The sequence below is a fragment of the Bradyrhizobium sp. WSM1743 genome, assembly GCF_000473065.1.
Classification (GTDB): Bacteria; Pseudomonadota; Alphaproteobacteria; order Rhizobiales; family Xanthobacteraceae; genus Bradyrhizobium.
Window position 1 is genome coordinate 61,990 of sequence record NZ_AXAZ01000014.1, and the last position, 25,997, is coordinate 87,986.

General features: G+C 65.2%; 31 protein-coding genes. 20 read left to right on the forward strand and 11 right to left on the reverse strand.

From position 1 onward, the window contains the following. Positions 1-8: 8 nt before the first annotated feature. The 5 genes from ccmA (at position 9) to YU9_RS0111710 (ending at position 3,189) form a co-directional block, all read left to right on the forward strand. Complete coding sequence (gene ccmA, locus YU9_RS0111690; RefSeq protein ID WP_027572995.1) at positions 9-611, forward strand: heme ABC exporter ATP-binding protein CcmA; 603 nt, start codon at positions 9-11, stop codon at positions 609-611. Between the two features lie 328 nt (positions 612-939). Further along, a complete protein-coding gene (ccmB, locus tag YU9_RS0111695; protein WP_027572996.1) occupies positions 940-1,608 on the forward strand; it encodes a heme exporter protein CcmB in 669 nt (222 codons plus the stop codon). A gap of 77 nt (positions 1,609-1,685) precedes the next feature. Next, the gene (locus YU9_RS0111700; protein WP_027572997.1) at positions 1,686-2,417 is read left to right on the forward strand and encodes a heme ABC transporter permease; all 732 of its coding nucleotides are present in this window, start codon (positions 1,686-1,688) and stop codon (positions 2,415-2,417) included. Beyond that, positions 2,414-2,599: a heme exporter protein CcmD gene (ccmD, locus tag YU9_RS0111705; protein WP_027572998.1), complete on the forward strand. Its 186-nt coding sequence runs from the start codon at positions 2,414-2,416 to the stop codon at positions 2,597-2,599. Before YU9_RS0111700 ends, ccmD begins: the two co-directional genes overlap by 4 nt. Next, a complete protein-coding gene (locus YU9_RS0111710; protein ID WP_027572999.1) occupies positions 2,596-3,189 on the forward strand; it encodes a DsbE family thiol:disulfide interchange protein in 594 nt (197 codons plus the stop codon). Before ccmD ends, YU9_RS0111710 begins: the two co-directional genes overlap by 4 nt. A gap of 30 nt (positions 3,190-3,219) precedes the next feature. Here YU9_RS0111710 and YU9_RS0111715 read toward each other — a convergent pair whose 3' ends face one another. Both YU9_RS0111715 and ftsY read right to left on the reverse strand, forming a co-directional pair. Further along, entirely contained in the window at positions 3,220-3,822 is a 603-nt protein-coding gene (locus YU9_RS0111715; RefSeq protein ID WP_027573000.1) for a septation protein A, read from the reverse strand. 122 nt (positions 3,823-3,944) lie between these two features. Then, positions 3,945-4,889 carry a signal recognition particle-docking protein FtsY gene (ftsY, locus tag YU9_RS0111720; protein ID WP_027573001.1) on the reverse strand — a complete coding sequence of 315 codons (945 nt, stop codon included), beginning with the start codon at positions 4,887-4,889 and terminating at the stop codon, positions 3,945-3,947. 58 nt (positions 4,890-4,947) lie between these two features. On the opposite strand from ftsY, the gene YU9_RS0111725 reads away from it, so the two are divergent. Further along, positions 4,948-5,649: an RluA family pseudouridine synthase gene (locus tag YU9_RS0111725; protein WP_027573002.1), complete on the forward strand. Its 702-nt coding sequence runs from the start codon at positions 4,948-4,950 to the stop codon at positions 5,647-5,649. A 283-nt stretch (positions 5,650-5,932) separates the two neighbouring features. Further along, positions 5,933-7,042, forward strand: a complete 1,110-nt coding sequence (locus YU9_RS0111730; protein WP_027573003.1) for a DUF2336 domain-containing protein — start codon at positions 5,933-5,935, stop codon at positions 7,040-7,042. Between the two features lie 158 nt (positions 7,043-7,200). On the opposite strand, the gene mtaB is transcribed toward YU9_RS0111730, so the two are convergent. Beyond that, a complete protein-coding gene (gene mtaB / locus YU9_RS0111735; protein WP_027573004.1) occupies positions 7,201-8,454 on the reverse strand; it encodes a tRNA (N(6)-L-threonylcarbamoyladenosine(37)-C(2))-methylthiotransferase MtaB in 1,254 nt (417 codons plus the stop codon). Further along, positions 8,454-9,329 (reverse strand): diaminopimelate epimerase, encoded by an 876-nt coding sequence (gene dapF, locus YU9_RS0111740; RefSeq protein WP_027573005.1) that lies wholly within the window; start codon positions 9,327-9,329, stop codon positions 8,454-8,456. Before dapF ends, mtaB begins: the two co-directional genes overlap by 1 nt. 247 nt (positions 9,330-9,576) lie before the next feature. On the opposite strand from dapF, the gene YU9_RS45665 reads away from it, so the two are divergent. Continuing rightward, entirely contained in the window at positions 9,577-10,350 is a 774-nt protein-coding gene (locus YU9_RS45665) for a GyrI-like domain-containing protein (protein WP_027573006.1), read from the forward strand. 5 nt (positions 10,351-10,355) lie between these two features. Further along, positions 10,356-11,057 carry an SIMPL domain-containing protein gene (locus YU9_RS0111750; RefSeq protein ID WP_027573007.1) on the forward strand — a complete coding sequence of 234 codons (702 nt, stop codon included), beginning with the start codon at positions 10,356-10,358 and terminating at the stop codon, positions 11,055-11,057. A gap of 89 nt (positions 11,058-11,146) precedes the next feature. On the opposite strand, the gene YU9_RS0111755 is transcribed toward YU9_RS0111750, so the two are convergent. Together YU9_RS0111755 and YU9_RS0111760 are read right to left on the reverse strand one after the other, a co-directional pair. After that, a complete protein-coding gene (locus YU9_RS0111755) occupies positions 11,147-11,557 on the reverse strand; it encodes a hypothetical protein (protein ID WP_027573008.1) in 411 nt (136 codons plus the stop codon). A gap of 177 nt (positions 11,558-11,734) precedes the next feature. After that, complete coding sequence (locus YU9_RS0111760) at positions 11,735-12,799, reverse strand: MBL fold metallo-hydrolase (RefSeq protein WP_027573009.1); 1,065 nt, start codon at positions 12,797-12,799, stop codon at positions 11,735-11,737. A 434-nt stretch (positions 12,800-13,233) separates the two neighbouring features. Between YU9_RS0111760 and ffh the strand changes: the two genes are divergently transcribed. The 7 genes from ffh (at position 13,234) to YU9_RS0111800 (ending at position 19,251) form a co-directional block, all read left to right on the forward strand. After that, positions 13,234-14,781: a signal recognition particle protein gene (ffh, locus tag YU9_RS0111765; RefSeq protein WP_027573010.1), complete on the forward strand. Its 1,548-nt coding sequence runs from the start codon at positions 13,234-13,236 to the stop codon at positions 14,779-14,781. Between the two features lie 86 nt (positions 14,782-14,867). Then, a complete protein-coding gene (rpsP, locus tag YU9_RS0111770) occupies positions 14,868-15,200 on the forward strand; it encodes a 30S ribosomal protein S16 (RefSeq protein WP_027573011.1) in 333 nt (110 codons plus the stop codon). Positions 15,201-15,209: 9 nt separating this feature from the next. Further along, complete coding sequence (gene rimM, locus YU9_RS0111775; protein ID WP_027573012.1) at positions 15,210-15,767, forward strand: ribosome maturation factor RimM; 558 nt, start codon at positions 15,210-15,212, stop codon at positions 15,765-15,767. Positions 15,768-15,892: 125 nt separating this feature from the next. Further along, complete coding sequence (gene trmD / locus YU9_RS0111780; protein WP_027573013.1) at positions 15,893-16,648, forward strand: tRNA (guanosine(37)-N1)-methyltransferase TrmD; 756 nt, start codon at positions 15,893-15,895, stop codon at positions 16,646-16,648. Between the two features lie 109 nt (positions 16,649-16,757). Next, on the forward strand, positions 16,758-17,138 hold the full coding sequence (rplS, locus tag YU9_RS0111785) for a 50S ribosomal protein L19 (RefSeq protein ID WP_027573014.1): 381 nt from the start codon (positions 16,758-16,760) through the stop codon (positions 17,136-17,138). A 406-nt stretch (positions 17,139-17,544) separates the two neighbouring features. Beyond that, entirely contained in the window at positions 17,545-18,951 is a 1,407-nt protein-coding gene (gene leuC, locus YU9_RS0111795; RefSeq protein ID WP_027573015.1) for a 3-isopropylmalate dehydratase large subunit, read from the forward strand. A 90-nt stretch (positions 18,952-19,041) separates the two neighbouring features. Then, positions 19,042-19,251: a hypothetical protein gene (locus YU9_RS0111800; protein WP_027573016.1), complete on the forward strand. Its 210-nt coding sequence runs from the start codon at positions 19,042-19,044 to the stop codon at positions 19,249-19,251. A 98-nt stretch (positions 19,252-19,349) separates the two neighbouring features. On the opposite strand, the gene YU9_RS0111805 is transcribed toward YU9_RS0111800, so the two are convergent. Continuing rightward, positions 19,350-19,889 carry a hypothetical protein gene (locus tag YU9_RS0111805; protein ID WP_027573017.1) on the reverse strand — a complete coding sequence of 180 codons (540 nt, stop codon included), beginning with the start codon at positions 19,887-19,889 and terminating at the stop codon, positions 19,350-19,352. 179 nt (positions 19,890-20,068) lie between these two features. Between YU9_RS0111805 and YU9_RS0111810 the strand changes: the two genes are divergently transcribed. Further along, the gene (locus YU9_RS0111810) at positions 20,069-20,368 is read left to right on the forward strand and encodes a DUF1330 domain-containing protein (RefSeq protein ID WP_027573018.1); all 300 of its coding nucleotides are present in this window, start codon (positions 20,069-20,071) and stop codon (positions 20,366-20,368) included. Here YU9_RS0111810 and YU9_RS0111815 read toward each other — a convergent pair. Both YU9_RS0111815 and YU9_RS0111820 read right to left on the reverse strand, forming a co-directional pair. Continuing rightward, the gene (locus YU9_RS0111815) at positions 20,365-20,631 is read right to left on the reverse strand and encodes a hypothetical protein (RefSeq protein ID WP_027573019.1); all 267 of its coding nucleotides are present in this window, start codon (positions 20,629-20,631) and stop codon (positions 20,365-20,367) included. The genes YU9_RS0111810 and YU9_RS0111815 overlap by 4 nt on opposite strands. A gap of 52 nt (positions 20,632-20,683) precedes the next feature. Next, positions 20,684-20,965 (reverse strand): hypothetical protein, encoded by a 282-nt coding sequence (locus YU9_RS0111820; protein ID WP_027573020.1) that lies wholly within the window; start codon positions 20,963-20,965, stop codon positions 20,684-20,686. Positions 20,966-21,121: 156 nt separating this feature from the next. On the opposite strand from YU9_RS0111820, the gene YU9_RS0111825 reads away from it, so the two are divergent. The 3 genes from YU9_RS0111825 (at position 21,122) to YU9_RS0111835 (ending at position 23,221) form a co-directional block, all read left to right on the forward strand. After that, entirely contained in the window at positions 21,122-21,520 is a 399-nt protein-coding gene (locus YU9_RS0111825) for a metallopeptidase family protein (RefSeq protein ID WP_027573021.1), read from the forward strand. A gap of 228 nt (positions 21,521-21,748) precedes the next feature. Then, a complete protein-coding gene (gene leuD, locus YU9_RS0111830) occupies positions 21,749-22,354 on the forward strand; it encodes a 3-isopropylmalate dehydratase small subunit (protein WP_027573022.1) in 606 nt (201 codons plus the stop codon). Between the two features lie 81 nt (positions 22,355-22,435). After that, positions 22,436-23,221, forward strand: a complete 786-nt coding sequence (locus YU9_RS0111835; protein ID WP_027573023.1) for a hypothetical protein — start codon at positions 22,436-22,438, stop codon at positions 23,219-23,221. A gap of 135 nt (positions 23,222-23,356) precedes the next feature. On the opposite strand, the gene YU9_RS41335 is transcribed toward YU9_RS0111835, so the two are convergent. Beyond that, complete coding sequence (locus tag YU9_RS41335; RefSeq protein WP_051380380.1) at positions 23,357-24,835, reverse strand: tetratricopeptide repeat protein; 1,479 nt, start codon at positions 24,833-24,835, stop codon at positions 23,357-23,359. Positions 24,836-25,014: 179 nt separating this feature from the next. Further along, a complete protein-coding gene (locus tag YU9_RS0111845; protein WP_027573024.1) occupies positions 25,015-25,893 on the reverse strand; it encodes a CoA ester lyase in 879 nt (292 codons plus the stop codon). Between the last annotated feature and the right edge of the window lie 104 nt (positions 25,894-25,997).

A 25,997-nucleotide genomic window follows, 5' to 3' on the forward strand; every position in this document is an offset into this window, starting at 1 on the left:
GAGGCGAGATGCGGCTGGCAGGTCACGGGCTCAGATGCGTGCGGGGCGGCCGCGAAGTGTTCGCCGGGCTCGATTTCGCGGCCAGCTCGGGCGAAGCCCTGGCGGTGATGGGCCGCAACGGATCGGGCAAGACCTCGCTGCTGCGGCTGATCGCGGGCCTGCTGATTCCCGCCGGCGGGACGATCGCGCTCGACGGCGGCGACGCCGAGCTGACATTGCCGGAGCAATGCCACTATCTCGGCCATCGCGATGCCCTGAAGCCGGCGCTGAGCGTGGCCGAAAATCTGACGTTTTGGGCTGATTTTCTCGGCGGCGAGCGTTTTGACTTCGCCGAGAGCCTCGCGACTGTCGGCCTTGACCATGCCACCCATCTGCCCGCGGGCTTCCTATCGGCCGGCCAGCGTCGCCGGCTGTCGCTGGCCCGGCTGCTGACCGTCCGCCGTCCGGTCTGGCTGCTGGATGAGCCGACCAACGCGCTGGATGTGGCCGGCCAGGACATGTTCGGCGGCCTGATGCGTGAGCATCTGGCCGCCGGCGGCATGATCATCGCGGCGACCCATGCCCCGCTGGGGATCGAATCGCGGGAGCTGCGGATCGGGGGTGTCGCGTGATTCCGATGCACCCTCAGCTTTCCAAGCGGCTGGGCCCGAAACTCTCCGTTCCCTCCCCCCTCTTGTCCGCCGAAGCTTTAGCGAAGGCCGATGCAGAGAAGGAGGCGTCGCCGCGGGCTCCCTCGCCTCTCCCGCTTGCGGGAGAGGTCGGCATAGGCGGCCCTTGGCCGCCGTCCCTTGAAAACGCCGATGCTTTGCATCGGCTATGGCGCCGGGTGAGGGTTCTCTCCTCTGGGGAAGTCTTCGTTGTCGAGACACCCTCTCCCCAGCCCTCCCCCGCAAGCGGGGGAGGGAGCACACCGCCCTTGGGGCAGAACGGGAGCCCCCAATGACCGCCCTGTCCGCCCTGATCCGCCGGGATATCAGGATCGCGCTCCGCGTCGGCGGTGGGGCGCTGATCGGAGTGCTGTTCTTCCTGACCGTGGTGGTGCTGATGCCGTTCGCCGTGGGCCCGGATCTGGCGCTGCTGTCGCGGCTGGGACCGGCGATCCTGTGGCTCGGCGCGCTGCTGGCGAGCCTGCTGACCCTGGATCGGCTGTTCATGGCCGACCATGAGGACGGCTCACTCGACCTGATCACGATGAGCCGGACCCCGCTGGAACTTGCCTGCGCCGCCAAGGCGCTGGCGCATTGGCTGGCCGCCGGCCTGCCGCTGATTGTCGCAACCCCTGTGCTCGGCCTCTTGCTCAACCTCGACATGGTCGCCACGGTTGCGGTGGCGCTGACGCTGCTGGCGGGCACGCCGGCCCTGACCTTCACCGGCATGATCGGCGCGGCGCTGGCGGTGACGCTGCATCGCGGCGGGCTGCTGATGGCCGTGCTGGTGCTGCCGCTGTCGATTCCGGTGCTGATTTTCGGGGTTGCGGCCTCGCAGGCGGTGATCGTTGGTCCCATGACCTTCGGCGCGCCGTTCTCGATCCTGTGCGCACTGTCGCTGATCAGCCTCGTGATCGGCCCGTTCGCGGCGGCGGCGAGCCTGCGGCATGGACTGGACTGACCTTGACCCCGATCAACTTTCGCTGCCCGCTTTTATGCTGATTGCCTGAGCGGCCCCCGGTGATTATCAGGTTTACCATGTCGCTGATCGACCTCGCCAACCCCACGCGGTTCCTCGCGCTGACAGCGCGGGTGTTGCCGTGGCTCGCGGCCACGACCGTCATCCTGCTCACCATCGGCCTTTATCAATCCGCATACGCGCCGGACGACTATCAGCAGGGCGCGACCGTCAAGATCATGTTCATCCACGTGCCCAATGCCTGGCTGTCGATGTTCGTCTGGGGCGTGATGAGCATCGCATCATTGGGCACCCTGGTGTGGCGGCATCCGCTCGCCGACGTCGCGGCGAAAGCGGCAGCGCCGATCGGCGCCGCCTTCACCTTCCTCGCGCTGCTCACGGGCTCGTTGTGGGGCCGGCCGATGTGGGGCACCTATTGGGAATGGGATGCGCGGCTGACGTCGGTGCTGATCCTGTTCCTGATGTATCTCGGCCTGATGGCGCTGTGGCGCGCGGTCGACGATCCCGCGCGCGCGGCGCGCGCCGCGGCGGTGCTGACGCTGGTCGGCGCGATCAACCTGCCCATCATCAAGTTCTCTGTCGACTGGTGGAACACGCTGCATCAGCCCGCGTCGGTGATGCGCGTGGGCGGCTCGACGCTCGACAAATCCTTCCTGATTCCGCTGCTGGTGATGGCGATCGCCTTCACGCTGCTGTTCGTCACGTTGCATCTGGCCGCAATGCGCAACGAGATCCTGCGCCGCCGTGTGCGCTCCCTGCAAATGATGCAGGCGAGCCAGAAGGCCGCATGACGATGTCACTTGGTCCTTACGCGTCTTTCATCGTGACGTCTTACGCAGCTGCCGCTCTCGTGGTCGTGATCCTGATTGGCTGGGTCATGCTCGATTATCGCAGCCAGACGCAGCGCCTGCGCGAGCTGGAGGAGCGCGGCATCACCCGCCGCTCAGGCCGCAACGCGACGGAGCTGCGATGAGCGATCAGTCGGGCTCCACTCCGCCGCAGCGCCGCACCTTCCTGATGGCGCTGCCGCTGATCGCCTTCCTCGGCCTTGCGCTGCTGTTCTGGTTCCGGCTCGGCAGCGGCGATCCCTCGCGAATTCCTTCGGCGCTAATCGGCCGGCCGGCGCCGCAGACCATGCTGCCACCGCTCGAGGGCTTGCAGGCCGACAATGCGCAGGTGCCGGGGCTCGATCCCGCCGCGTTCAAGGGCCAGGTCAGCCTCGTCAATGTCTGGGCGTCCTGGTGCGTGCCGTGCCACGACGAGGCGCCGCTGCTGACCGAGCTCGCCAAGGACAAGCGTTTCCAGCTGGTCGGCATCAATTATAAGGACGCCGCCGATAACGCACGCCGGTTCCTCGGCCGCTACGGCAACCCGTTCAGCCGCGTCGGCGTCGACGCCAACGGCCGCGCCTCGATCGAATGGGGCGTCTACGGCGTGCCGGAGACGTTTGTCGTCGGCCGCGAGGGCACCATCGTCTACAAGCTGGTGGGCCCGATCACGCCGGACAATTTGCGGACGGTGTTGTTGCCGCAGCTGGAGAAGGCGTTGAAGGCGGGGTCTTAGCCAAGTCCGTCATTGCGAGCGGAGAGACCGTTACCCCTTCCTTACATCCCCCGCTTCCGCCTCGCTCGCTTCCAGCGATGCTGGCGCGATCCCGTAGCGCTTGGTCAACGGCATCTGGGCGATGGCGAAGATCATCGTGATCGGGGTGACGCCGAACACCTTGAAGTTCACCCAGAAGTCCGTGCTCTGGGTACGCCAGATGATCTCGTTCAGCACCGCAAGGCCGGCGAAGAACAGCGCCCAGCGCAGCGTGAGGATACGCCAGCCCTGCGGCGTCAGATTGAACATCTGGTCGAACATCACGGCGATGAAAGAGCGGCCGAATAACAGGCCGCCGCCGAGGATCGCGGCGAACAGGCCATAGATGATGGTCGGCTTGACCTTGATGAAGGTCTCGTCGTGCAGCACCAAGGTCAGCGTGCCGAACACCAGCACGATCACGCCCGTCACGATCGCCATGATCGGGATGTGGCGGGTCACCACATAGGAGGCGGCCATCGCCGCCACGATCGCGACCATGAAGGCGCCGGTCGCGGCGAACAGATTGAACTTCGCATTGACGAAGAAGAACACGAGCAGCGGACCGAGCTCGGTCGCAAGCTTGAACAGCGGATGCGGCTGGGTCTTGTCCATTCTCTCTTCCGTCTCTCCCATCCTTCGAGACGACCGCTTCGCGGTCTCCTCAGGATGAGGACCTCTTATGTGGCACGACCTCATCCTGAGGAGCCGCGCAAGCGGCGCCTCGAAGGATGAAGCTATTCGATTCCGGCAATGGCGCGGGCGAAATCGCGCGCGGTGAACGGCGCGAGATCGTCGACGCCTTCGCCGACGCCGATGAAATGCACCGGCAGCTTGAACTTCTCCGCGAGCGCCACCAAAATGCCGCCGCGCGCGGTGCCGTCGAGCTTGGTCATGACGAGGCCGGTGACGCCAGCGGTGCGATGAAAGGCCTCGACCTGCGACAGCGCGTTCTGGCCCACAGTCGCGTCAAGCACAAGCAGCACCGCATGCGGCGCAGTGTCATCCACCTTGCGGATGACGCGCACGACCTTTTCGAGCTCGTTCATCAGCTCGGCCTTGTTCTGCAGACGGCCGGCGGTGTCGATCAGGAGCACGTCGATGTTCTGTTCCTTCGCCGCGGTGAGCGCGTTGAAGGCGAGGCTGGCCGAATCCGATCCTTGCGCGCCCGCGATGACCGGCGTCTTGGTCCGCTCACCCCAGACCTTGAGCTGCTCGATCGCGGCGGCGCGAAACGTATCGCCGGCGGCGAGCATGACCTTGCGGCCTTCGGACGCGAATTTCTGTGACAGCTTTCCGATGGTGGTGGTCTTGCCGGAGCCGTTGACGCCGACGACGAGAATGACGAACGGCTTCTTGGCTGCATCGATCTCGAGCGGCTTTGCCACCGGCGCCAGCACCTTCTCGACCTCGGTCGCGACGACGTCCTTGACCTCGTCCGCCGAGATTGCCTTGTCGTAACGCCCTGCACCGACAGCGTCGGCGATCCGCACCGCGACCTGCGTGCCAAGGTCGGCGCGCAACAGCACGTCCTCGATGTCGTCGAGCATGGCGCGGTCGAGCTTGCGCTTGGTGACGAGGTCGGCGACCGCGGTCCCGAGCGAGGACGAGGTGCGCTTCAGCCCGTTGGACAGGCGGCGCCACCAGCTCAGTTTGGGGGTGTCGGAGGTGGTATCGTTCATGGTGGCGTGTTAGCCGTTCCGGCCTGTAAACGAAAGTCTTGACCGAAAGTCGTTATCCTTGCTCGATGTTCCCCAATTGACATCAGACGAAATCCTGGCGCGCGTGCTCCATCGCGACGGGCTGATGCTGGTGATCGACAAGCCGGCCGGCCTGCCGGTGCATCGCGGCCCCAAGGGCGGGCCGAACCTGGAAGCCTGCTTCGACGCGCTGCGCTTCGGCCTGCCGCGGCCGCCGGTGCTGGCCCACCGGCTGGACAAGGACACCTCGGGGTGCCTCGTGCTCGGCCGCCATCGCAAAGCCACGGCGTCGCTCGGCCTGCTGTTCAAGCACGGCAAGATCGGCAAGACCTACTGGACCGTGGTCGAGGGCGGCCCTGCCGAAGACGAAGGCACCATCGACATGCCGCTGGGCCGGCTCAATGCCGAGCGCGGCTGGTGGCAGAAGCCGGATCCGGAGGGGCAGAAGGCCATCACCAACTGGAAGGTGATGGGCCGGGGCGACGGTTTCACCTGGCTCGCCATGGAACCCGTCACCGGCCGGACCCATCAATTGCGGGTGCATTCGGCCGAGAGCGGATGGCCGATCTTCGGCGATAACATTTACGGCAACGGCCCGCGCTTCGGCGAGCCGAAGCTGCACCTGCATTCCCGCGAGATCGTGGTGCCGATCTCCCGGAACAAGGAGCCGGTCCGCGTGGTCGCTCCGGCCCCGCCCCACATGCACGAGAAGCTCAGGGCTTGCGGGTGGAATGGGGAATAGCGGCGCGTGCCGCTGTCGTTCACCTCTCCCGCTTGCGGGAGAGGTCGGCGCGTAGCGCCGGGTGAGAGCTTTCTCCTCTTGGGGATAGTCCCGTTGTGGAGACACCCTCTCCCCAACCCTCCCCCGCAAGCGGGGGAGGGAGCGCACCGCTTTCGCAGCTGCATCTCGCCGAAGCGTCCCAGCCGTCGGCCCCCCATGGTTTACCAAACCTTCAGCGCTCGCCTCTAATGATCACGGTTGCTTAGAAAAAGCTTCCGTAACCGCTCAGGACGAGCCGCGCGTGATGACCAAGGCCGGGCTATCGATCATCGACGAGGTCGAATCCGCGATTCGGATGGGCTCGCCGGACAAGGGGCTGGAGACGGCCCGGCGCGTCACCGACCTGTTCCTGTCTTCCGCCGGCAATTTCGACGACGAGCAGATCGCGCTGTTCGACGACGTGCTCGAGCGCCTGATTGGCACCATCGAGCTGCGCGCCATTGCCGATATGGGCGCACGCGTGGCACTCGCCGAGATCAGCGCGCAGCTGGCGCCGATCGCCCAGGCGCCGCCGTCCGTGATGCGCCGCCTCGCCAACAATGACGAGATCCGCATCGCCGGTCCCGTGCTGCAGGAATCCGCGCGCCTCGACGATGGCGAGCTGGTGAAGATCGCCTCAAGCAAGGGCGAGCCGCATCTGCTCGCGGTCGCCGGCCGCTGGTGGCTGAAGGAGATCGTCACCGACGCGCTGCTGGCGCGCCGCTATCCCAGCGTCAGCCGGCGGCTCACCGCGAATCCCGGCGCACGCGTCTCCGGAGGCGGATTTGCCATCATCGTCGGCCAGGCCGAGAGTGATCCTGAGCTTGCCGTGAGCGTCGGCGTTCGCGTCGATTTGCCGTCGGATCTGCGCCGCCAATTTCTGCGCTCGGCGACGGATGCCGTGCGCACCCGCCTATTGTCGCGCGCCCCGGCGCATCTGTTCGAGGAAATCCAGAGCGCGATCGCAGCCGTCACCATCGGCGTTGAGCGCGAGATGTCCGGGGTGCGCGATTTCGAAGGCGCCAAGCGCGCGATTGCGAATCTCAAGGCGAGCGGCCAGCTCAATGAGGCGACGCTGTTCGGCTTCGCCAGACAGCGGCGCTATGAGGAGACGGTGGCGGCCCTGGCGGCGTTGTCCGGGTCGACGGTCGAGGTGATTCGCCCGCTGATGCAGAGTCTGCGCGAGGACGGTCTGCTGGTGCCGTGCAAGGCCGCGCAGCTCGGCTGGGAGACGACCGTGGCCGTGCTCGAAAGCCGTTTTGCGACAGGTGCGATGAAGCCGGCGGATCTTGCAAGAGCGCAGGGGCATTTTGCGAAAATGACGACGGAGACCGCAAAGCGGACACTGCGGTTCTGGCAGGTAAGGGCGTTGTAGACTCTTGAGGTGCACTGCGCACCACATCCGCGGTGTCATCCCCGCCTTGTGCGCAATCGCGCACTGGAGCGGGGAATCCAGTTTCCAGAGACGTCAGCGATTGAATCGAGAAGCCGCGGCGTACTGGGTCGCCCGGTCAAGCCGGGCGACGACACCGACTATGTAGTGAGACGCTCGCCGTCACAGCCTGCGATCCTTCGCGGCACCACGCTCCCCACCCGCTCGCCTGCAATCGCCACCGGCAGATAGTGCTCGGTTCGTCCCTGCCTCTCGCTCTCGATCAGCACATCGCGTGTCGCGCCGACCTCGGCTTGCAGCCGCCGCCGCAGCGCCGCTTCGCCCGTAGCGCGCAACCGCTTCGCACGCTCCTTGATCGCACCGCCCGCCACCTGCGGCATCCGCGCGGCCGGCGTGCCGGGACGCGGGGAATAGGGGAAGACGTGGAGGAAAGTCAGCCCGCATTCTTCGACGAGGTCGAGCGAGCGCGAAAACATCTCCTCGGTCTCGGTCGGGAAGCCCGCGATGATGTCGGCGCCGAAGGCGACGTCGGGTCGCAGCCGGCGCACCTGGTCGCAAAACGCGATGGCGTCATTGCGCGAATGCCGCCGCTTCATGCGCTTCAGGATCATGTCGTCGCCGGACTGCAGCGACAGGTGCAGATGCGGCATTAGGCGCGGGTCGTCGGCGATGGCGTCGAGCAGATCGCCATCGGCCTCGATCGAATCGATCGAGGAGATGCGCAGGCGCTTCAGCTCCGGCACATGCCGCAAGATCTGCTTGGTCAGCATGCCGAGTTTCGGCGCGCCGGGCAGGTCGGTGCCATAGCTGGTGAGATCGACGCCGGTCAGCACGATCTCGGCATGGCCGCGCTCCGCCAGCGTCCGCACCTGCTCGACCACTGCGCCCATCGGCACCGAGCGTGAATTGCCGCGGCCATAGGGGATGATGCAGAAGGTGCAGCGATGATCGCAGCCGTTCTGCACCTGCACGAACACGCGGGGCAGACCGCTCGCATAGCCGTCGATGAGATGCGGCGCCATCTCCTTCACCGCCATGATGTCGCTGACGGCGATCTTCTCGCTCGCGCCGATGGCAAATGCATCGCGGGCTTCGCGCCAGACTTCGGCACGCATCTTGTCGTCATTGCCGACGACGCGATCGACCTCCGCCATGTCGGCGAACATCGCGCTTTGCGTCTGCGCCGCGCAGCCGGTGACGACGATGCGCGCTTCGGGGCGCTCGCGCTTCAGCTTGCGGATCGACTGGCGCGCCTGCGCCACCGCCTCGTTGGTGACGGCGCAGCTGTTGATGACGATGGTGTCGGAAAGCCCTGCGCTCTCCGCTTTGCTGCGGATCACCTCGGCCTCGAAGGCGTTGAGGCGGCAGCCGAAGGTGACGATGTCGACAGCCATCAGCCGACCGGCGCGAACAGCGCCGGATCGAAATGGCCCTCGTATTCCAAGGTCGCGGTGCCCGTCATCAGCACGTGATCGTCGCGCTCGCGCCATTCGATGCCGAGCTTGCCGCCGGGCAACGTGATCTCGACCTTGCGCTCGGCGCGCTTCAGCCGCGCGGCGGCGACCGCCGTGGCACAGGCCGCCGACCCGCACGCCTTGGTCAGGCCGGCACCGCGCTCCCAGGTGCGGATCGTGATGTGCTCGCGATCGACGATATGGGCGAGCGTGATGTTGGCGCGCTCGGGGAAGATCGGATGGTTTTCCAAGAGCGGACCGAAGCGGCCGAGATCATAGGCGTTGACGTCCTCGACCCAGAACACCGCATGCGGATTGCCCATGCTCACCACGGAGGGCGAATGCAGGATGGGATTGTCGATCGGCCCAATCTGCAATTCGATGTAGCGCGTATCGCGAAACTCTTCCGCCAGCGGAATGTCCTGCCAGCCGAACTTCGGTGCGCCCATGTCGACCGTGTAGAGATCGGATGCGGGGCCCTGCCAGGCATTGAGCAGGCCGGCGGCCGTCTCGAAGGTCGCGGTGGTCTGCCCGGTCTTCTCGAAGATGCGGCGCACGACGCAGCGCATGCCGTTGCCGCAGGCGCCGGCCTCGGAGCCGTCATTGTTGTAGATGCTGATGAAGGCCTCGGTGCCGTCGAGCCGCGGCTTCTGCAGCACCATGAGCTGGTCGTAGGGAACGCCGCCATGCGCCGACGCCACGGCGCGGGCGTCGTCCGGCGTGACCCGGCCTGCGGAATCGCGCATGTCGACAACGACGATCTCGTTGCCGATGCCGTTCATCTTGGCAAATGCGTGGTTGGCCAGCGCGCTCATGAAAATTCCCGAATTTCGCCTGCCTTATATGGCGATCCTCGGCCGCTTGGCCAGTGATTTGCGGCCGCGAGCCAGGACATCGGCCAAGGTGCCTGCCATGACGCATCTGTCATGGGACGAATTCGGCGCTCGCGTGTTAGAACGGCACGGTTCGCGCAAACCGGGACGCGCGGCCGGGTTGAGGCCTTGGTGGGTAAGGCCTTGATGAATTAGGGCCTTGATGGATCAAGGCCTTGGGGAGAACAGAATGATTGGTTTTCGTCGTCTCGCTCTGGCCGCGCTGATCCCGGCGGCGGCCATGTCGATTGGCCTGTCCGCGGCTCCGGCACAGATACCCAGCCCGGCGCCGGCCGCGTCGGCGAGCCCCTCGCCTGCGCCATCGGCAACGCCTGCCCCAGCCGCGAGCGCTTCGCCAGCCCCGGCGGCGAGCCCGTCGCCGGCGGCCAGCGCCTCGCCTTCGGCAACGGCGACGCCTTCGCCCGCAGCGAGCGCTTCACCGTCACCCGCCCCGACGGCCCCGCCGCCCGCCGCGGCCGCGACTCCTGCCCCGGTGCAGACTGCGGATCCCTTTGGCCTCGAGACCACGCTCGAGGCCAGGAGGGTCGTGATGGTCAAGGGCACTGCCAATTGGGACTCGGCCTTCGACACGTTGATCGACGCATTCAAGGCCCTGAACACGCTGCTGGACAAGCAAGGCATCAAGCCATCAGGCAATTCGATGATCGTCTACACCTCGACCGACGACACCGGCTTCACCTTCCTCGCCGAGATCCCGGTCGACCAGGATCCCAAGAACCTGTCCAAGGACATGAGCATCGGCAAATCGCCTGAAGGCAAGGCGCTGAAATTCGTCCATCGCGGCTCCTACGACAACATGGACAACACCTATGAGGCGATCACCAATCACCTCGACGACAAGAGACTGGAAGCCAAGGACACCTTCATCGAGGAGTACCTCACCGATCCCCTGAAGACGGCCGAGGACAAGCTCGTGATCAACGTTTTCGTGCCGCTGAAGTGAGACTGATGAAAAAGCCTGCCCTACTTGCCGCCGTCCTTGCCACCACGCTGCTCGCCGCGCCCGTACGCGCCGACGATTTTCCGTCCGCCATCACGGTGAGCGGCGAGGCCATGATCTCCGTGGCGCCAGATCTCGCGCACATCGATGCCGGCGTCGCCAACGACGCCAAGACGGCGAAGGAAGCCTCCGATGCCAACAACGCCGCGATGGGCAAAGTGCTCTTGGCGCTGAAGGGCGCAGGGATCGACGAGAAGGATTACCAGACCTCGCGCCTGTCGCTGCAGCCGCAATACGGCCAGAACAAATCCACCGGCGCCTCGCCCGTGGTCGGCTTCCGCGCGAGCAACCGCGTCACCATGAAGATCCGCGACGTGACCAAGGTGGCCGGCATCATCGACACGCTGGTCAGCGCCGGGGCCAACGACATCGGCAACATCTCGTTCGAGGTGACGCAGGCCTCAAAACTGCTCGACGATGCGCGCGAGCAAGCAGTGGCGGATGCGCGCCGCAAGGCGGAGATCTACGCCAAGGCCACGGGAGTGACGTTGGGACCGCCGCTCAACGTCGCCGAAGGCGGTGGCCCGGTGCCGCTGTTCAAGGGCCGCATGGCAACAGCTCCGATGGCGGCGCCTGCCGCAGTCGCGCCCGGCGAGGAGACGCTGACGGTAACGGTGAATGTGAGCTGGGCGATCAAGCAGGGGCAGTAGCCTCTTTTGTAAGAGGCGCATCGCCGCAACACCAATCGGCCGGCGACCCGATCATACGTCCGGCGGCAGGGGATAGCATTGTTGCCTGATCAATCATTCGCGCTGATATCAGTAAAAAGGAACCCCGCCGGCGTCTTGGTAAAGACGAAGATGAGCTCGCCGCAGAAGACGAAGTAACTGTCGTTCTTATAGTCATCGCGATTGTAGACGGCCTTGCCGCGCTGGATACACTCGCGATTTTTCGCCGTGAACGAGGTCCGATAGGTCTTGGCGCCAAATTGCGCGGCGTCGCGAATTGCGTCGTCGTTCATGAACGGCAATCGTGTCATACCGGCGACGGCGGCGGAATCGTTTGCCTTCAGCGCCGCGCGAAACTTCTCGATGAAGCCATCGAATTCCTTCTGCAAGGCAGGAGAAGCGATGGCATTCTTCGCCTGGGCGACGGCCGGAGCAAGGTTCACGAGAGCGGTTGCAAGCACAATTCTCAGCAAAAATCCCACAGGCCGGCTCCATCCATCGATTAATCTAGGTCTTCCGACCAAAAGAAATCCATGGTGGTTTTGTTGCGTCATGGGCTTTCTGGTTCAACGGCGCAGAGCCGCACGCACTTGTCGCTATGGCAGCAAAGCGGACATTGCTTTCGTCGCATCAAGCCGCCGGGTTTATGGATACACGACCTAAATCTCCACCACCTGTCCCGGCATCATCGCCACGAACCGCTCCTGCGGAATCTTCGCCGTATCGAGCGCTTCGACCAGCGCCTTGGCCGGCGCTTCGATTGCTTCGTCCGTCAGCTGGAACGTGCCGTGGTGATGCCCGAGCGCGGCCTCGGCGCCGCAATCGGCCAGCGCCTTCACCGCGTCCTCGGGGTTCATGTGCTGGTCGCGCATGAACCAGCGCGGCTCGTAGGCGCCAATGGGCAGGATCGCCAGGCGCAGCTTCCCGTGCTTCTCGGCGACGCGGCGAAAGTGCCGGCCGTCGCCATAGCCGGAATCGCAGACGACGTAGATCTTTCCGGCCGGCGTCTCCAATACGAAGCTCGCCCACAGCGCCTTGTTGCGGTCGAACAGGCCGCGCGCGGTCCAGTGCCGGGTCGGCACCAGATGCACGGCGACGCCTTCGCCGAGCTCGACACGATCGTGCCAGTCGAACGCTTCGACCTTGATCGTGGGATCGGCGCTGCGCATCGTGACGTCGTTGCCGAGCGGGGTGACCACGCGCGGAGCGAAATTCTTGGTGAGCCGCGACAGCGTCACGATATCAAGATGATCGTAGTGCCCGTGCGAGACCAGCACGACATCGATCTTCGGCAGTCTCTCAAAGGCGATGCCGGGATCGTTGTGCCGCTTCGGTCCGGCCCAGGCGACCGGCGAGACCCGCATCGACCAGACGGGATCGACCAGGATGTTGAGACCGCCGGCCTGGATCAGCCAGCTGGCGTGGCCGACGAAGGAGAGCCGCACCTTGTCACCGTCGACACGCTCCGGCGGGGTGTCGGCATGAGGGCTGGGGGCCCAGTCCGGCCATTTCGCGCGCTGCCGTCCGCCGCCGAACTGCCAGCGCAGCACCTCACGAAGCGACTTCGGCGGCGCCCCGTCCGGATCGAAGAAGTGCAGGCCGTTGAAATGGTCGGAGGCGGGGCCGTCATAGGTTTTCATGCTGGACATCCAGAAGGAGGGGACGCCGACCAGAGCACCGGCTCCGGCGAGCAGTCCGAATAGGCGGCGGCGGGTGACGGGCACGACGGGCTACTAGGGATGGTCGGAACGGTAAGGCATCAGCGGCTATATGGGCGGGCCCGACGGAAAAGGAACCCGTCGCCAAAAGGATCACATTTTCAGCATCTTGCCCTACCAAAGGCACGCCGGCACCCTAACTTTCCTTGACTTTTGGGCGTGAGCGGCGTTTAACCCCGCCACTTTCTCGGAAAGGCTTTCTTTTCGACCCGCCGACCGGCCCTCGAGGCTGGAGGTCAACGCCCGACAGCGCTGTGCGCCCTCGGGCGCAAAGGTGTTTGGTTTCTTCTCCCTCGCCCCGCTCTTGCGGGGAGAGGGCCGGGGTGAGGGGCTCTCTCCGCGTGTAATGCGCGTGGATGGTCCCGTACCCCCTCACCCGGATCGCAAGGGCGATCCGACCTCTCTCCGCAGGCGGGGAGAGGTTAAACAGGACAACGGTATTGTTCGACAATCTGTCGGAACGGCTTGGTGGCATTCTCGATCGTCTGACGGGGCGCGGTGCGCTGACCGAAAAGGACGTCGACGCCGCGATGCGCGAGGTGCGCCGGGCGCTGCTGGAGGCCGACGTCGCGCTCGAGGTGGTGCGCAGCTTCACCGAGCGCGTCCGCGAGCAGGCGATCGGCGCCACCGTCGTCAAGTCTGTCACCCCCGGCCAGATGGTGGTCAAGATCGTCCATGACGAGCTGATCAATACGCTCGGTGCCGAAGGCCAGACCATCGACGTCAATGCCGTGCCGCCGGTGCCGATCATGATGGTCGGTCTGCAAGGCTCCGGTAAGACCACCACCACCGCAAAGCTCGCCCGCCGCCTGGTCCAGCGCGACAAGCGCAAGGTGCTGATGGCCTCGCTCGACGTCTACCGTCCGGCGGCGATGGAGCAGCTGGCCGTGCTCGGCCGCGACCTCGACATCCCGACCCTGCCGATCGTCGCCGGCCAGCAGCCGCCGCAGATTGCCAAGCGTGCGCTGGAAGCCGGCAAGCTCGGCGGCTACGACATCGTGCTGCTCGACACCGCCGGCCGCACCACGCTCGACGAAGAGATGATGGCGGAGGCGGCGGCGATCAAAGCCGCGGCCAATCCGCATGAAGTGCTGCTGGTCGCAGACTCCCTCACCGGCCAGGACGCGGTGAACCTCGCCCGCTCGTTCGATCAGCGCGTCGGCCTCACCGGCATCGTGCTGACCCGCGTTGACGGCGACGGCCGCGGCGGCGCCGCGTTGTCGATGCGCGCGGTCACCGGCAAGCCGATCAAGCTGATCGGCACCGGTGAAAAGACCGACGCGCTGGAAGATTTCCATCCTGATCGTATCGCCGGCCGCATCCTCGGCATGGGCGACGTGGTCTCGCTGGTCGAGCGTGCCGCCGCCAATATCGATGCGGAGAAGGCCGCGCGCACCGCCGAGCGCATGCGCAAGGGTCAGTTCGACCTCAACGACATGCGCGAGCAGCTGTTGCAGATGTCCAACATGGGCGGCATCAGCGGCCTGATGGGCATGATGCCCGGCATCTCCAAGATGAAGAACCAGATCGCCGCGGCCGGCATCGACGACAAGATCCTGAAGCGCCAGGTCGCGATCATCGATTCCATGACGCGCGAGGAGCGCCGTCATCCGGACCTGCTCAAGGCCAGCCGCAAGAAGCGCATCGCCGCCGGCAGCGGCCAGAGCGTCGAGCACGTCAACAAGCTCCTGAAGATGCACCGGAACATGGCCGACGTGATGAAGGCCATGGGCTCGGGCAAGCGCGGCCCGCTCGCCGGCATCGCGCAGGCGATGGGCTTCGGCGGCGGCATGAAGATGCCCTCGCCCGAAGAGATGAAGGCGCTGCAGGAGAAGATGCAGAGCGGCGGCGGGCAAGGCTTGCCCAACCTGCCGAAGGATCTGCCGCCCGGCCTTCGCAGCGGCCTGCCCAACCTTCCTGGACTGACCGGGCTGAGCGGCAAGCCGACGCTGCCGGGCCTCGGCGGTTTCCCAGGCAAGAAGAAATGAGGAATTCGTCGCGAGGGACCGCAACAGGTCTTACGTGACGCGGAATACCAATCAACCGAACAAAACGTACTTTGAAGGAGAACTGAATGTCCGTTGTTATCCGGCTCGCCCGCGCAGGCACCAAGAAGCGTCCCGTCTATCACGTCGTCGTCGCCGATTCGCGCTTTCCGCGCGACGGCCGCTTCATCGAGCGTCTCGGCTATTTCAATCCGCTGCTGCCGAAGGACAACGAGGCGCGCCTGAAGCTCGACCTGGAGAAGGTGAAGGCCTGGGTCGCCAAGGGCGCGCAGCCGTCGGACCGCGTGGCGCGTTTCCTCGATGCCGCCGGCGTCAAGAAGCGCGAAGCACGCAACAATCCGCAGAAGGCCGTGCCGCGCAAGGAGCGCAAGGCGCAGGCCGAAGCCGCCGCCAAGGGCTAAGGCTAAGACATGTCGGCGCTGGTCTGCGTCGCGCGGATCGGCGCCGCGCATGGTGTGCGCGGTGCGGTCAAGCTGTGGACCTTCACCGAAGATCCCTTTGCCGTCAGGCGCTATGGTCCGCTGCTGTCCAAGGACGGCAGGCGCCAGTTCGAAATCGCAGAGGTCCGCGAGGCCAAGGACCATCTGGTCGCGACGTTCAAGGGTGTCGCGACCCGCGATGAGGCCGAGCGCCTCAACGGCATCGAGCTCTACGTCCCGCGCGAAAAACTGCCCGCGACGGACGCGGACGAATATTACCACACCGATCTGATCGGGCTCGCCGCCGTCACCACCGACGGCGAGACGCTCGGCCGCGTGCTCGCCATCCATAATTTCGGCGCCGGCGACATCATCGAGATCGCGCCCCTCAAGGGCCCGACGATGCTGCTGCCGTTCTCCAACGCCGTGGTGCCGGAGGTCGACCTCAAAGGCGGCCGCGTCGTGATCGCGTTGCCGCAGGAGATCGAGGGCGAGGAGCGGGACGAAGCTCTCGCTCCGAGTCGTCCCCGCGAAGGCGGGGACCCATAACCACAAGCCGTGGTTTTTGGCTAAGCTGGAGGCTTCAACCATCGCAAAACTGGCTGCGGTGGTTATGGGTCCCTGATCTGCGTGCGTGAGGCGCGCTTGTCCGGGACGACGAGAACTGAGATCGAATGACCCACCCTTCACCCTGGCGCGCGACCGTGCTGACGCTGTTTCCGGAGATGTTTCCGGGACCGCTCGGCGTGAGCCTGGCCGGCCGGGCGCTCGCCGCCGGGCTCTGGGCGCTCGAAGCGCGGGACATCCGGGCCTCCGCGACCGACCGCCATCGCAGCGTCGACGACACGCCGGCCGGCGGCGGACCGGGCATGGTGCTGCGGCCGGACGTTCTGGCGGCCGCGATCGATGCAGCCGGGATCGGCCCTGAGCGACCCCGCCTGCTCATGAGCCCGCGCGGTCGGCCACTGACTCAGGCCCGTGTCGTCGAGCTCGCCAAGGGCCCCGGCCCCCTGATCATCTGCGGACGATTCGAGGGGGTGGACCAGCGGGTGATCGACGGGCGCGGGCTGGAGGAGGTCTCGATCGGCGATTACGTGCTCTCGGGGGGTGAAATCGCGGCCCTGGCCCTGATCGACGCCTGCGTCCGGCTGCTGCCGGGGGTGATGGGCAAGGAGGCCTCGGGAACCGACGAGAGTTTTTCGGACGGGCTGCTCGAATACCCCCAATACACGCGTCCCCAGCTGTTCGAGGGGGCTCCGATCCCTGACATCCTGACCTCCGGCGACCACGCCAAGGTCGCCAGCTGGCGGCGGGCGCAATCCGAGGCCCTGACGGCGGCCCGGCGGCCGGATTTGTGGGCCCAGATACCACCCAAGCCCCCGAATCGGGCCGGCCGCCAAAAAACGCCAAAAAACAAGACAGACGGGTGACAAACGCTCCGGCTTGCCTTATAGGAGCGGCCAAATCCGCAATGGCTGGATAGACGAATTTCGCGCAGCCCCCGTTTCAAAGGCTGGGCGCGCCGATGGAGATTTACCCATGAACCTGATCAAGCAGCTCGAACAAGAGCAATTCGACAAGCTGTCCGCCGGTAAGGACATCCCGGAATTCGGCCCCGGCGACACCGTGATCGTCAACGTGAAGGTCGTCGAAGGCGACCGCACCCGCGTGCAGGCCTATGAGGGCGTCTGCATCGGCCGTTCCGGCGGCGGTCTCAACGAGAGCTTCACCGTCCGCAAGATTTCCTATGGCGAGGGCGTGGAGCGCGTGTTCCCCGTGATGTCGCCGATGATCGACTCGATCAAGGTGGTGCGCCGCGGCAAGGTGCGTCGTGCCAAGCTCTATTACCTGCGCAATCTCCGCGGCAAGTCGGCCCGCATCGTCGAGAAGCAGGACCGCGCGGCTGCCGTCGGCGAGTAAGCTCCGCCACCAGGCGAGTTTTTCGAAAGCGCGGGGCTCGGCTCCGCGCTTTTTTGTTTGCCCTGTCATTGCGAGGAGCCCTTGCGACGAAGCAATCCAGCCTGTCTCCGCGGATGCATTTCTGGATTGCTTCGCTGCGCTCGCAATGACGAATTCGAAGCTCTCGCGCTTTAATTTCCGCGTGCTATATAGCTTCTAGAATGTTTCCAGATCTGACCAGCTTCGCCCCCGTCCAGCGCATCGTCATCGATGATCGCTCGCGGCTGCCTGGCCGGTTCTTCGGACGCTTCGCGACCTCGGCAACGTCAGAGCTTAGTCGCGCAGCCTAAAAGCTGCGCTGACGATTTTGTTGCCCGCGCGGCCTGCCGCGCTCATCGCTTACACACATTCTTCGGAGCTCAAGCTCATGTCCAAGCCGACCACCCTTTATGACAAGATCTGGAACGACCACCTGGTGCACGAAGCCGAGGACGGCACCTGCCTGCTCTATATCGATCGCCATCTGGTGCACGAGGTGACCTCGCCGCAGGCGTTCGAAGGCCTGCGCGCGACGGGGCGCAGGGTGCATGCGCCCGAGAAGACGCTCGCCGTCGTCGACCACAACGTGCCGACCACCGACCGCACCAAGCCGAACCCCGATCCTGAAAGCATCGAGCAGATCAAGGCGCTGGCCGAGAATGCCAAGGAATTCGGCATCGAATATTACAACGAGTTCGACAAGCGCCAAGGCATCGTCCACGTCATCGGCCCCGAGCAGGGCTTTACCTTGCCGGGCACCACGATCGTCTGCGGTGACAGCCACACCTCGACGCATGGCGCGTTCGGCGCGCTCGCCCACGGCATCGGCACCAGCGAGGTCGAGCACGTGCTGGCGACGCAGACGCTGATCCAGAAGAAGGCCAAGAACATGCGCGTCACCGTCGACGGCAAGTTGCCGGAGGGCGTGACCGGCAAGGACATCATCCTCGCCATCATCGGCGAGATCGGCACCGCCGGCGGCACCGGCTATGTGCTGGAATATGCGGGCGAAGCGATCCGCGCGCTCTCGATGGAAGGCCGCATGACGGTCTGCAACATGTCGATCGAAGGCGGCGCGCGCGCCGGCCTGGTTGCGCCCGACCAGAAGGCGTTCGACTTCCTGCGCGACCGGCCGAAGGCGCCGAAGGGCGCGGCCTGGGACGCGGCGATGCGCTATTGGGAGAAGCTGCGCTCCGACGAAGGCGCGCATTTCGACCACGAGCTGCGCCTCGATGCTGTAAAACTGCCGCCGATCGTGACCTGGGGCACGAGCCCTGAGGACGTGATCTCGGTCACCGGCATCGTGCCCGATCCCGACAAGATCGAGGACGAGGCCAAGCGCATCTCCAAGCATCGCGCGCTGAAATACATGGGCCTGACCGCAGGCACGAAAATCACCGACATCAAGCTCGACCGCGTCTTCATCGGCTCCTGCACCAATGGCCGCATCGAAGACTTGCGCGCGGCAGCCAAGATTGCTGAAGGCAAGACCGTTTCAGCGAACGTCAACGCCATGGTGGTGCCGGGCTCCGGCATCGTGAAGGAGCAGGCGGAAGCTGAGGGCCTCGACAAGATCTTCATCAAGGCGGGCTTCGAATGGCGCGAGCCGGGCTGCTCGATGTGTCTCGCCATGAACCCGGACAAGCTGAAGCCGGAAGAGCGCTGCGCCTCGACCTCGAACCGCAACTTCGAGGGCCGCCAGGGCTTCAAGGGCCGCACGCATCTGGTGTCGCCGGCGATGGCGGCGGCCGCGGCGATCGCAGGTCACTTCGTCGACGTCCGGGACTGGCGCTAAGCCAGTTCCTGCAATTGTAGCGATCGCGGCAAACCGCCGTTAATCGGCGGCGCCGACAGTGTCCTCGCGACGGTTTCGCGAGGACACGTCATGGCCAACAAGCCGGAATATGTCGATCTGATCAGCGAGGCCACGCGCCAGCACCGGCGGCGCGCGGCGCCATTGCGCATCGTCGCGAAGCCGGAGGTCGAGGAGACCTCCAAGCTCAGCCGCTGGCCGCCGGCGATGTTCAAGCAGTGGAAGCTCGAGAATTTGATGCGGTGGAAGGCTTCGTCCTGGAAGCTGAAGGATTGGCTTTAGGCAACGCTGTCATTCCGGGATGGCGCGGAAGCGCCAGACCCGGAATCTCGAGATCCCGGGTTCTCGCTCCGCGAGCCCCGGGATGACGTCAACTCACATCACCAATAGTACCGGTACGGATAGTGCCAGCGGGGCCAGCGGCAGACGCGGCGCGGACCGTAATAGGTCCAGATGATCCGGCAACGGCGCGGATAGTGGTAGTAGGGATAATAGCCGCCGACATAATAGCGCCGGTGGAAGTGGCGATAGCCGTAGTGAGGACGATAAATCCCATAGCGGTGATAGCCGCCGTAATGACGAAATCCGCCGTAGCGAATGCCGCCGCCGTGAAATGCCGGCGCAGCGCGGAAGCCGCCGCCATGGAAGCCGCCGCCGCGGAAGCCGCCGAAATGTCCTCCGCCACCGCGGAAACCACCGCCGCCGTGAAAATGTCCGCCACCACCATGCCCGCCGCCGCCGTGACGAACCTGCGTGACGAGATCGCCGGCCGCGGCTTTCGTCGTGGGCGACGTTGCCGGATTGATCAAGCTCAGTGCTTCAGCGCGACGCGCGGTGCCGGCCGACAGCATCAGCGTCGCGGCGGCCGCGATCCCGAGCACGCGCATCGGGCTAGCCCTACGACCCAACATCCTCAGCATGGAATCCTCCCTAAATCTGGACAGCAGAGCTGCGACGCGCACGTCTCGGCCGCGCCATTGCTGTTCAATTGCGGTCGCTCCCAGGATTAAGTTGCGGACAGCGATGTGAACGCGCCATGAATGAACGACACTGGGCTCCGCGATGCGACGCAGTGCCGCTATGGGAAGGAATTTTGCAGATGACTGTCTACGCCATTGCGCAATTGAAGATGACGGACCGCGCAGCCTATGACCGCTATCAGGCGCGGTTCTTCGACGTGTTCAGAAAGTACAACGGGCGGCTGCTCGCCGCCGACGAGCAGCCGCGCGTGCTCGAAGGCGCATGGCCGCATGACAAGCTTGTCATGATGTCGTTTCCCGACGAGGCCGCATTCCTCGCCTTCTCGAACTCGCCCGACTACGAGGAGATTTCGCGGGACCGCAAGGCCGGCGCGCAGGCGACCGTGCTGCTGGTCAGGGGATTTTCGCCCGCCGGCTAGCGCGTCCAAAACGGCCCGTAGCCGAACACGAACGGGGCGGGCACGCCGTAAGGATAGGGATGGTAGTAGACGGGCCGCGCGTAATAGCGTGGATCATGGCGGACAGCAGGTGGCACCAGGTGTTGGGTTCGCGCGTGTCGTCGCACATCGAAAACCGCGATCCCCGCCGAGGCCTCCGGCATCGTCACCCTTGGTGCCGCGGAAGCGCGAGGCAGGCCGGCGGCAAGCGCGACGGCAACGGCCAATGCAACCCATCTCGCCATGACGATCCCCACGAGGCTTCCGCGCTGTGCGCTGGCGCGGGCACTGAACTGGTCAGCCCCGGCGCCAGTAGCAGCTCACGCGCGGCACGATCACCGTGCCGCTCGGCCGGTATTCCTGCACATAGGTTGCGTTGCAGACGCGGACTGCGTCGGGGCCGGGATTGTAGCGCGGATAGACGCCGTCCGGGCTGTAATAGGGCGTGACGCGCAAGCGCGCCGGGGGCCGCTTGCGTGGCGGGGGCATGTCGTCCGGCGACACCGCCTGGGCGAGGCGAATCTCGGGGCCGGCGGCCTGGGCTTCCGCGCCGACGCAAAACTGTGAAAACAACCCCATGCACAGTAGCGTCAGCGCTGTTTTCGCTCGCATTTTTCCGCCCACCTGAAACGTTCCATTGACGGCCCCACGCTCCCCGTTTTGGCGGCGCCCGTCAACCTCGCCGCGCTTATAATGCGGGATGCATCGGCGCGGAACCCACGGTAAGAGGGACGCATGTGGACGGAATTGAAAGCGCCCTCGCTGGCCGAGATGGAAGCGATGGCTCACGATGTGTTCGAGCGCCTGCCGGCGGAATTTCGCAAACTCTGCGAGGGCGTGATTGTCCGCGTCGACGACTTCCCGACCGAGGAGGTCCTGGACGAGATGGAGTGCGAGAGCGAGTTCGACCTGCTCGGCCTGTTCCAGGGCGTCGGCCTGCCCCAGCAGAGTTTGGGCGACGTGGCGCGGCTGCCCAACATGGTCTGGCTCTACCGCCGGCCGATCCTGGATTATTGGGCCGAGCACGACGAAAGCCTCGGCCATATCGTCCGCCACGTCCTGATCCACGAGATCGGCCACCATTTCGGCCTGTCGGACGACGACATGGCGGCAATTGAGGCTAAGGCGGATTGACGGCTGCGTCGCGCGGGAGGTGCGCTCCCTCCCCCGCTTGCGGGGGAGGGCTGGGGAGAGGGTGTCTCCTCCACGGGACACTCCCCAGAGGATAGAACCCTCACCCGGCGCTACGCGCCGACCTCTCCCGCAAGCGGGAGAGGTAAGGCATGCCCAATTCGCCCTAGGATTCCCGGCCCGATCGCGATAAACACCTGTTCCCCTAGACCCATCCGGGAAAGCGCAACCATGGACAAGTTCACCACGCTGGAAGGCGTCGCGGCGCCGCTGAAGATCATCAATGTCGACACCGACATGATCATTCCCAAGCAGTACCTCAAGACCATCAAGCGCACCGGCCTTGGCAAGGGGCTCTTCTCCGAGCAGCGCTACAAGGACGACGGCAGCGAGAACCCGGATTTCGTCCTCAACCAGCCCGCCTATCGCAACGCGAAGGTGCTGGTTGCCGGCGACAATTTCGGCTGCGGCTCGAGCCGCGAGCACGCGCCCTGGGCGCTGCTCGACTTCGGCATCCGCTGCGTGATCTCGACCTCGTTCGGCGACATCTTCTACAACAACTGCTTCAAGAACGGCATTCTGCCGATCCGCGTTTCGCAGGAGGATCTCGACAAGCTGTTCGACGACGCCGAGCGCGGCGCCAACGCGACGCTGACGATCGACCTGCCGAACCAGGAGATCCGCGGCCCCGATGGCGGCAAGGTCAAGTTCGAGATCGACCCGTTCCGCAAGCACTGCCTGATCAACGGCCTCGACGACATCGGTCTCACCATGGAGAAGAAGGCCTCGATCGACAGCTATGAGGACAAGCTCAAGCGCGAACGCGCCTGGGCCTGAGATCGCTCTTCGCTTCGAGCCCCGGTGCCGCCAGCGCCGGGGCTTTTTCTTTGCCCTGCTTATCCCGTATAGCTTTTCTTCATGCTCCCCGAGATTGTCACCTTCTGGCATGGCCCGATGGATGCGCTGCGCCAGACCTGTCTGCGCTCGCAACTCGCTGCCGGCCACAAGGTCACGGTCTACAGCTTCGACCCCATTCCCGGCCTGCCGGCGGGCATCGCAAATGCCGAGGCCGAGGCAATCCTGCCGCACGCGTTCTCCGAACGCTTGCGGCCCCCGCAGCCGGACGGCAGCTGGCGCGACTGGACCACGCTGCAGTTCAGCGATTTCTTCCGCATGAAGCTGATGGCGAAGGGCCTCGGCCTCTGGCTCGACGCCGACGTGCTGCTCTTGAAGCCCGCCGAGATCGATCCGGCAAAGCCGTACTTCGCCTGGGAGCGGCCGCGCCAGCTCGGCAATTCCGTGCTCTATCTTCCGCCCGAGCACGGCATCGTTGCCGCTTTCGAGGAGCTGATGGAGCAGGAGGAGCTGACGCCGAACTGGCTGTCGGTGCGCCATCGCATCACCTTCATGATGCGCCGCCTGCGCGGCGGTTCGAACCGCCTCTCGGACATTCGCGTCGCGATCTACGGCCCTGCCGCGCTCACGGCGCTGGCGCGCCGTACCGGTGAGCTGCAGAACGCCCTCCCGAAGCAGTCGTTCTACGCCGTGCATGCCGAGCCAAAACTGTTCTTCGATCCCTCGAGCTATCTCGGCCTCGTCACCAACCCCGAGATCATCGGCCTGCACATCTCGCCCAAGGGCCGCGGCGGCGAGCAGCCGATCCCCGGCAGCCTGTATGCGTGGGCGGCGGAGAGATTTGGCTAGCCGCCGCGCTGGAGGTGCGCTCCCTCTCCCGCTTGCGGGAGAGGGTCGGGAAGAGGGTGTCTCCGCAGAGGGAGGCCCAATGAAGAGCTCGATCGCGCCGACCTCGCGCCGCGCTGAATTGCACCTCGCACGAAGTCACCTGGCGGCCACGAAATAGAAGTCCTGCCGTCCGGAGATCGAGCCGTAGCTGAACGGCTTTTGCCTGCGGCCGGTCGCTTCCATGACATCGTCGCGAACGAAGTCGAAGAGCCTGCGGACTTCGAGGCCCGGCGTCGGAAGGTTCTTGACGAAGGCGGTGGCGAACGGACTGTTGATCCCGTCACCGTCGAGCGCGGTCTCGCCGTCCTTGGCGGCATAGACCACCAACGTTCCCGCCTCCGGCTCGACAGGCGCCAGGCCTCGCGACACCGAGCGCGACGCGACGGTCATTGTGCGCTTCATCTGGCTTGCGAACGGGTTGTCGCGGCAGGCATCAAGGATGACGAGGCGCAGCTTCCTGGCGCGCTCTGCCGCATTGAGAACCTGATCGACCGGCACGGCTTCAAATCCGATCTCGCGATCTGCCGCGATCTTCGCGTCCGTCGGAATGAGATAATTGACTCCGCCGACCTCCATGCCGTGTCCGGCATAATACACGACGGCCCAATCCGCCGTCTCCGCACGTGCCGCGAACTCGCGCAAGGCATTCACCAACGCATCCTTGCGGAGATTGGTCAGCAGAGTCACGGCTTCGAATCCGGTCAGTCTCAGCACGTCAGCGACGAGGGTTGCGTCGCGGACGGGGTTCGGCAGGGCGGCGACGTTTTCATAAGCCGAATTGCCGATGACGAGGGCGATGCGGCGTTCACTGCTCGGCGCCTCGGACGCCACGACAGTCGGGGCGATGCTGGGTTTCTCGACCAAGACCGTTGCCGGTCGCGAAGGCAGGACAGCAAGCCGCTCGCGTGCCTTGTCCTGTGCCCATCTTGTGACGCCATGGGTCAATCCAAGCGTGGCGTTGAAGTCGGCCCTCGCCTTGGCGAAATCGCCGCGCTTCTCGTAAGCCAGCCCACGATTGACATAGGCGTTCGCATAGGTGGGATCCACGCGTATCGCGTCAGTGTAGTCGGCGATGGCGTGGTCCGTGTCGCCTTTGGTGCCGTAGGCGTTTCCGCGATTGAAATACGCGTTCGCATTGGAGGGCTGCAGGCGCACTGCTTCGGTGTAGTCGGCAATGGCGCGATCCCTATCGCCCTTGTTGCTGTAGGCATTGCCTCGATTGTAGTAGGCGTTGGCATAGGCCGGATCTATCCGGATCGTGGCCGTGTAGTCCGCGATGGCCCGGTCCATGTCGCCCTTGTTGCTGTAACCGTTGCCCCGGTTGTAGTAGGCGTTGGCGTAGGCCGGATCGAGCCGGATCGTGGCGGTGTAATCGGCTATGGCGCGATCCGTATCGCCGCTGGCGGCATAAGCATTGCCTCGGTTGTAATACGCATTCGCGTCCTTGGGATCTCGCCGTATTGCCTCGGAAGCGGCGGCGATGGCGGGGTTGGCGTCGCCCTTGACGCGATCGATGGCGGCCGCGGGGCCCGCGAGGACAAGAATTGCAAAGCAATAGAATAATTTGCGAAGCATACGAAAGCCTGCTCGTCATAGCGGGGGCGGGAAGCAGTATTCAAACAACGCAAATTTATCGGAGTAACCAGCCGGACTGTGTGATCTAAATTACAGGAATCCCGGCGCACCCGGCGAGCGGCTTATCGATACTGACGGGAAATCCGCGCCAGGCGGATATCCAGAGCCAGGATCTGTCTTCAGCCCTTCATCGCCGCGATCGCGTCCGCGATCTCGATCGTGCGGCGGGCCATGTCGGCGTGCAGGCGCTCGACCATGGCGCCGTCGAGCCGGATCGCACCGCGCGAGGCGTTCTCCGGCAGCTCGAACGCCGCGATGATCTTTCGGGCGCGCGCGACTTCCTCTTCAGGCGGCGTGAAGATCGCGTTGCAGGCGTCGATCTGGGAGGGGTGGATCAGCGTCTTGCCGTCGAAACCGAGATCGCGGCCTTGCGCGCATTCGGTGGCGAAACCGTCGGAATTGGCGATGTCGCTGTAGGGGCCGTCGAGGATTTCGAGGCCATGGGCGCGCGTCGCCAAGATGCAATGAGTGATCATCGGGATCATCGCGGCGCGGCCGGGCAGCATGCGGATGCGCGTCTCGCGCGAGATGTCGTTCGGGCCGAACACGAAACCGGAGAGGCGGCTCGATGGATCGCGGCCGGCGGCGGCCAGCTCCTCGGCATGCAGCACTGCGCGCGCGGTCTCGATCATGGCCCAGACCTTCACCGTTGGCGCGGCGCCGAGCTCGGCCAGCTTGCGGCCGATCGTGTCGAGATCTTCGATGCTTGAAACTTTTGGAACCAGGATGCCGTCGGGCGAGGCCTTGGCGACCATGGCGACGTCATCGGCCCACCAGGGCGTGTCGAGGCCGTTGGTGCGGATCAGGATCTCGCGCTTGCCGAACCCCTTGGCGGCGATCGCAGCGGCGATCCCGTCGCGGGCCACCGCCTTGGCCTCGGGGGCGACGGAGTCTTCCAGATCGAGGATCAGGCCGTCGGCGGGAAGATTGCGCGCCTTTTCCAGCGCGCGGGGGTTGGAGCCGGGCATGAACAGATGGCTGCGGCGCGGGCGGGTCATGCAAGCGTTCCTTCCTCGTCTGTCGTCTGACCTCAGCCGATAGCACTTGGCCTGCCCATTCGAAAGGCTTGTTCACCCCAGCGGTATATGGTTAGGCATAGGCC